This is a genomic window from Elongatibacter sediminis (assembly GCF_037892215.1).
Taxonomy (GTDB): Bacteria; Pseudomonadota; Gammaproteobacteria; order Xanthomonadales; family SZUA-36; genus Elongatibacter; species Elongatibacter sediminis.
Genome location: NZ_JAZHOG010000006.1, coordinates 275,236 through 281,684, shown reverse-complemented (window position 1 = coordinate 281,684; position 6,449 = coordinate 275,236). Strand labels below are relative to the sequence as shown.

The 6,449-nt window shown below is 64.6% G+C and carries 7 protein-coding genes and 1 tRNA gene; 4 read left to right on the top strand and 4 right to left on the bottom strand.

Going from position 1 to position 6,449, the window contains the following annotated elements:
- Positions 1 to 87 precede the first annotated feature (87 nt).
- Positions 88 to 164, bottom strand: a tRNA-Arg gene (locus tag V3330_RS11060).
- 182 nt (positions 165 to 346) lie between these two features.
- Here V3330_RS11060 and V3330_RS11055 point away from each other — a divergent pair.
- Positions 347 to 838, top strand: coding sequence for a c-type cytochrome (locus V3330_RS11055; RefSeq protein WP_354695479.1), 492 nt, complete (start codon positions 347 to 349; stop codon positions 836 to 838).
- Between the two features lie 45 nt (positions 839 to 883).
- On the opposite strand, the gene V3330_RS11050 is transcribed toward V3330_RS11055, so the two are convergent.
- On the bottom strand, positions 884 to 1,594 hold the full coding sequence (locus V3330_RS11050; protein WP_354695478.1) for an acyl carrier protein phosphodiesterase: 711 nt from the start codon (positions 1,592 to 1,594) through the stop codon (positions 884 to 886).
- 139 nt (positions 1,595 to 1,733) lie between these two features.
- On the opposite strand from V3330_RS11050, the gene V3330_RS11045 reads away from it, so the two are divergent.
- Both V3330_RS11045 and zapE read left to right on the top strand, forming a co-directional pair.
- Complete coding sequence (locus V3330_RS11045) at positions 1,734 to 2,339, top strand: alpha/beta hydrolase (protein ID WP_354695477.1); 606 nt, start codon at positions 1,734 to 1,736, stop codon at positions 2,337 to 2,339.
- 4 nt (positions 2,340 to 2,343) lie between these two features.
- Complete coding sequence (zapE, locus tag V3330_RS11040) at positions 2,344 to 3,429, top strand: cell division protein ZapE (protein ID WP_354695476.1); 1,086 nt, start codon at positions 2,344 to 2,346, stop codon at positions 3,427 to 3,429.
- A gap of 293 nt (positions 3,430 to 3,722) precedes the next feature.
- On the opposite strand, the gene V3330_RS11035 is transcribed toward zapE, so the two are convergent.
- Complete coding sequence (locus V3330_RS11035; RefSeq protein WP_354695475.1) at positions 3,723 to 4,637, bottom strand: methyltransferase domain-containing protein; 915 nt, start codon at positions 4,635 to 4,637, stop codon at positions 3,723 to 3,725.
- Between the two features lie 169 nt (positions 4,638 to 4,806).
- Between V3330_RS11035 and V3330_RS11030 the strand changes: the two genes are divergently transcribed.
- A complete protein-coding gene (locus V3330_RS11030) occupies positions 4,807 to 5,550 on the top strand; it encodes a double zinc ribbon domain-containing protein (RefSeq protein WP_354695474.1) in 744 nt (247 codons plus the stop codon).
- A 7-nt stretch (positions 5,551 to 5,557) separates the two neighbouring features.
- Here V3330_RS11030 and ubiA read toward each other — a convergent pair whose 3' ends face one another.
- Positions 5,558 to 6,418 (bottom strand): 4-hydroxybenzoate octaprenyltransferase, encoded by an 861-nt coding sequence (gene ubiA, locus V3330_RS11025; protein ID WP_354695473.1) that lies wholly within the window; start codon positions 6,416 to 6,418, stop codon positions 5,558 to 5,560.
- Between the last annotated feature and the right edge of the window lie 31 nt (positions 6,419 to 6,449).

Genomic DNA, 6,449 nt, shown 5'->3' with positions numbered 1-6,449 from the left:
TCCTGATCCGTTCGCGCCGGGCACAGTGTTAACCATGTGCCCGGAATAAGGTGTAAACCATGTGATCGGAATGCACCTCTGTTTGTATGGCGCGCCCGACAGGATTCGAACCTGTGACCCCTGCCTTCGGAGGGCAGTACTCTATCCAGCTGAGCTACGGGCGCGTAGTGCGCTTTGGGGCGCGTAGTTTAGCGGTTTTGAGGGCATGAAGTAAACGCGTTACCGGCTTCCGATGCGGCAGGCCAGCGGCTATACTACGTGCCCTGCCGGGCCGTTCCGGCGGCCCGGGTGGCGGGTCACGGATCCTGCCGCCAACCAATTCCGAATTGTTTTTCAGAGGTTCTCCATGAATCAAGCAGACGACCGCGTCTTTCTCCGCAGATTCAGCGGCATCATACTTGGCCTGGTGGCTGTGACGGTCACCATCATCGTGCTGGCGGTCAGTGTGCGTAACGAACCCGACCCGGCCGCCAACCCCAGCCAACAGGCCTTTATCGAAGAGCGCCTGGCGCCGGTTTCCGACGTGCGGGCGGGAGAAGCCGGCCAGGCCGCGCTGGCTCAGGCGGCGGCCGCCGCGGCACCCGCCGCTGCCGAAGCCGCAGGACCGGTCGACGGGGAACAGGTGTACCAGTCCGTGTGCATGGCCTGCCATGCAGCCGGTGTCGCGGGCGCGCCGATCCCGGGGTCCGATGCGCTGGCCGAACGGCTCGCCGCCAAGGGCACGGACGGACTCGTTTCCAGTGCGATCAACGGCCTCAACGTGATGCCACCACGCGGTGGACGCCCGGACCTGACGGACGAGCAGATTCAGGCCGCTGTGGATTTCATGCTGCAGTAAACCACGCCCGGCTACTCCCGCCGTTGATGGTACGGCGGTGAGTGATCAGGCCGTTTGCCGGGTCTCGCCGGACTCTTCAAGCCATTGATCCACGGCGTCCCGAACGATCGGGAAAACCTGCTCGAATCCGGTTCGGAAACGGTCGCGCATCTGCGGCCAGATCTCATCCACGCGATGCAACGGATTGGCCCGTGACAGGCGGCGCCCGACTCCCCGCAGACTGTGCAGAATTTCCGACTCCTCCCGATAGGCGGCAAACAGGCCGCGGCGATCCGCGTAACGCATGAACACCTGAAGATCCTCCGGCAGCAAAGCCTCGTTGCGTGACAGCAGCTGGCGAACCTCGAAGTCAAAGCGGGTCAAGGGCGTGGGTGAGAATTCCGTCCAGCGCCGGGCCAGTTCGTGATCGAAGGCGAGATCCAGGATGATGCCACTGTAGCGGCGAAAGGGTGCATCGAACTCCTCACGGAGACGCGCGACCTCAGGCAGGGCATCGACGTGCTGATCGATGAACCGGTGAAGCAGAACTCCACGCTCCACCGGAAGCGGCAGATTCAGATTGTCGGGCCGGCCGCGCTTGAAGTCCCCCAGCATCGCGCCGAGCCGGAGACCTTCGTCCTCACCGGCCAGCCAGAGATGGGCCAGGAAATTCATGGCGGGCACGATACCAGAATCGAACGGCGGCGGCGTGCCGTTTACCGCAAACGAGGACCGCACGAACGCCCGCTCGGGCGCGTTTCTGGCCTGATCCGCCACCGGTGCGTTATCATGCCCGCTCCGCCGGCAAGACAGATGCCAGATGACCCAAACCGCCCCCGCTGACTCCGCCCCCGCTTTCCCGCAGGAACGAGGCGATTTACTGCTTCGCGGGCCCGCCGGCGCGCTGGAATGCGCAGTGGATGTTCCGGAGCCGGGCGAAGAGCGTCCCGCCACCATGGTCATCTGCCATCCGCACCCCCAGCACGGCGGTACCATGCGCAACAAGGTTGTGACCATCATGGAACGCTCAATGCGCGAACTGGGCCTGCACACGGTGCGGTTCAACTTTCGCGGGGTCGGCGCCAGTGAAGGCTCGTTCGATGATGGTTACGGAGAGACCGACGATCTGTTCGCTGTAACCGAATGGGTGCGCAAGGTACGTCCGGACGACGAACTGTGGCTGGGCGGATTTTCGTTTGGCGCCTACGTTTCGGTGCGGGCGGCGCAAAACCTCAGACTGGGCCAGCTTATTTCGATCGCCCCGCCGGTCGACCGCTACGAGTTCGCCAGCCTCTCGCGCCCGGAATGCCCTTGGCTCGTGGTGCAGGGGGATGAGGACGATGTCGTCTCCATCGATGCCGTCCAGGAATGGGCCGAATCGCTCGAGCCGGCGCCCGACCTGGTCATCATGCAGCAGGCCGGTCACTTTTTTCACCGGCGACTGATGGACCTGCGGGGCTTACTGAAAAATGGCGTCCGCGAACAACTGCCGGAAGCTTCCGGGAACACCGCCCAGCCCTGAGCGCATGCCGCTGCCTCCTCCGCAGGACCGCTACGAAGCGCTGGTCGAGGCAGGTGAGATACTTCCCGACGCGCAACAACGGGCGGCGGTTCAGGCACTGGATTCACTGTGGCGCGAACTGCGGGACGGACCGGAACCAAACTGGTGGCAACGCCTGACTGGCCGCGAACCCCCTCCCTCCCGCGGCCTGTATCTGTGGGGCAGCGTGGGCCGGGGCAAGACCTGGCTGGTGGATCTGTTCTACGAGTCGCTACCCGTACGCCGCAAACAGCGAATCCATTTTCACCGCTTCATGCAGCGGGTTCATCACGCCCTCCGGCAACTCGAAAACACGCGCGATCCGCTGCAACGGATCGCCGAGGACTGGTCACGCGAATGCCGCGTTCTGTGCCTGGATGAGTTTTTCGTCAGCGACATTGCCGACGCCATGCTCCTGGCCGGCCTGCTCGAAAGCCTGTTCGCACGCGGTGTCACCCTGGTCACAACCTCCAACCTGCCTCCGGACGACCTGTACCGCGACGGGCTCCAGCGCGCCAAGTTCCTGCCCGCCATCGGCCTGATCAAGCGCCACACCCAGGTGCTCCACCTGGCCGGAGACACGGATTTCCGGCTGCGCATCCTGGAGCAATCGCCCGTATTTCATTGGCCCCTGGGCGCGGACGCCGACGAAGCGCTGTCTCACCAGTTCGAGCAGATGGCCGCAGGCTGCGAGCTGGATGCAGACCTGAAGATCAATGATCGGGTGCTGCAGGCGGAACGACGAGGCGACGGGATTATCTGGTTCACGTTCAATGAGTTATGCAACAAGCCCCGGGGCAGTGTGGACTACATCGAACTGGCACGGGCGTTCAATACCGTGGTCATTTCGGGAATTCCGCAACTGGGCGAGGAAGATTCGAACGCGGCCCGGCGCCTGATCGTGCTGGTGGACGAGTTCTACGACCACGGCGTCAAGCTGCTGCTGTCGGCCGCGGTACCGGTAGAGACCCTCTACACGGGCCGGCGGCTGCGTTTCGAATTCCAGCGCACCACAAGCCGACTCGCAGAAATGCAGACCCACGAGTATCTGGCGCGACCACACCAGCCCTGAAACGGCGCACGGTCTGACAAAACGCACGACCTGAATTCAGGCGAGCGACAGCCAGGCAGACGAAATTTCAGGGAGGGATAAAAAGAAAGGGCCGGTAAGGGGTAAACCGGCCCTTTCGTGAGACCTAGTGCAAGGGGAACACCGGTCTCGGAACGGAGGCGTCGTAAGGGGGAACGACATCTCCGATCTGATCTGTTCGTTACTATACAGTAATTATTTCTGGTTGCCCATAGAAATAATAGCCGACGATTGGCCTTTTGGCAAAGAAATCGCTCCGTGCGACACAGACTGTATCACGAACCTCCGGGTCCGCGCCGCAAGGCTTCCACGGAAAACGTCGCCACGTCCCCCGAGGCCGTCCGAACCGGCCGCCCTTCGGCCGGCCCGAATGCCGCACCGTAGACAATTTCCCAGCTCTGGGTGAATGACTGACCGTGGACCGGCCAGCCCGATTGCAGCTTCGCCGGCTCGATCGACTCCCACGAAGCCACGTGGGTGTGCGCCGCCGTGGCCCGCAAATCCTGGAGCAGGGCGTCGAAGGTACGATATTCCAGGGTCAGCACCTCTGCGTCCATCACCGGTTCGTCGAAACCGGCGGCCACCAGCGCGTCGCCAATATCATGCATATCGGGAAAACTGCGCATCGCATCGGTGTACCCGGCCCGGGGCAGTGCCTGCCGCAACTCCCGGAGCGAAACCGGGCCCAGGCACGAGAACAGCAGCAGCCCACCGGGACGAATGACACGGCGCAAGCCGTTGAACAATGCAGGCAGGTCGCCACTCCACTGGAATCCCAGGTTGGCAAAGATCAGGTCCATGGTCCGGCTGGCCAGTGGAAGTGCGTGAAAATCACCACACACCAGCCGCAAGGGACGCAGCATGCGCGAGCGCACCCGGGTCCGTTCACACATCGCCGGCGAAAAATCCACGGCAACCACCTCGGCTTTCCGGTAGCGGCGCTTCAACGCTTCCGCCCCGTAGCCCGTCCCGCAGCCGAGATCGAGAATCCGCTCCGGCTCACGCCGCTGAAAACCGGCCCGTTCGAGCAGGCGATCGCCCACTTCCCGCTCCAGCACGGCATGCCGATCGTAAGCATCCGCCAACCGCTCGAATGCACCACGCAGGGATTCGTCCGCCAATGATCCGCCTGTCTGTTCCATCGCGCCCGATGCCCGTGAATCGAAAGTCCATTCTGCCTGCCGTTCCACGCGGGTCCAAGCCGCCGCGCGGCGCCCCGGTCGAATCCATCCACTTCACCGGGATCTGCGTTAACGAGGTGGGGTCGGCCGGGCCACTTTCCTACGGTCCACCGGGTGGATATCCGTCGTCCGGCGGGCGGGATCGCAAGCATACTGGCGGCAAGCAGGAGCTTTTGCGATGCGTCACCCCGAGAACCACCCACCTTCGACAGCCCGGGCCCTCGCCGCGCGCTTCCTCGACGGCTTACTGCCGCCCACCTGCCTGTTGTGCGGCGCCAGCGCCGATTCCCACGGCCTGTGCCGCCCGTGCCGGACGGACCTGCCCCGCCTGGCGGGCGGCTGCCGGCAATGTGCCCTGCCGGGGCCTCCGCCGGGGCGGCTGTGCGGTGCCTGCCTGCGGCGTCCGCCAGGCTTCCGGAGCGCCGCCGCCGTCCTCGCTTATACCTACCCCGTCGACCGGCTTGTCTGGCAGTTCAAGTTCCGGCGCCAACTCGCCGCCGGCCACCTTCTGGCAGGCGAACTGGCCACGGGACTCGCGGAACGGATCACCTGGCGGCCGGATGCGCTGGTACCGGTTCCCTTGCATTTCGTGCGGCGGGCCAAACGGGGATTCAACCAGTCGGAGCTGCTCGCCTGGCGACTCGGCTCGGTGCTGGAGATGCCGGTGGACTGCGGCTTGCTGCGGCGCGCACGGGCCACTTCCGCGCAATCCGGACTCGACCTTCGCAGCAGACGCCGCAACCTGCGTGGCGCCTTTCGCTGTGGCGGAGCGGCCGGACGGCGGATCGCGCTGGTGGACGATGTCCTGACGACGGGCACCACCCTGAACGAGTGCGCCCGCACCCTGCTCAAGGCGGGCGCGGTGGAAGTGGCGGCCTGGGTGGTCGCGCGGGTTCCGGCGCCGTGGCAACCACGGATTTGAATCGGGCTCAGCCGTTCAGAAGGTAATGACCCATCAGTCCGGCGCAGATGAGCAAACCGACCCGGTTGTTGTCCAGAAAAGCCCGAAAACAGCGGGACCGGTCACGGTGGCGAACCCGCCAGAACTGGTGAGCGAACAGCAGTGCGGCGCCGGCGGTTCCGGCGAACCAGGGCCAGGTCAGGCACTGGCGCCACCCGAACACGCACAACGCGACCAGCATCAGAATCATCAGACCCCCGACCACGGCAAGGTCGAAACGCCCGAACAGAATGGCGCTGGAGCGCACACCGATGGCCAGGTCGTCCTCGCGGTCGACCATCGCGTACAGGGTGTCGTAAATGACCACCCAAATGCCATTGATCGCGAACAGCGCCCAGGCCGCGCCGGGCACGCCGCCGGTTTCCGCCGCATACACCATGGGAATCCCCCAGCCGAAGGCAACTCCCAGCATGACCTGCGGCAGATGGGTGAAACGCTTGAAGAACGGGTAGCTGGTGGCGAGGGCCGCCCCGGCGAAGGCGAGCATGATGGTCAGAGCATTGGTCAGCAACACCAGCCCGAACGCCAGAGCCAGGAGCAGCACGAACGCGGCTCCCGCCTGCCGCACGCCGAGTTCACCGCTGGCCAGCGGCCGGCTGCGGGTGCGCTCGACATGGGGATCGAATTTCCGGTCGGCAATGTCGTTCATGACACAACCCGCCGCCCGCATCACGATGACACCCAGCGTGAATACAACAATGTTGCGCAGTGCGGGCCGGCCGTGACCGGCCAGCAACAGCGCCCACCACGTCGGCCACAGCAATAACAGGATGCCGATGGGGCGGTCGAACCGCATCAGTCGCCAGTAGGCTGAAAATCTGGAACCCATAGATGAACTCATCCGGCGCCGGAACGACCGG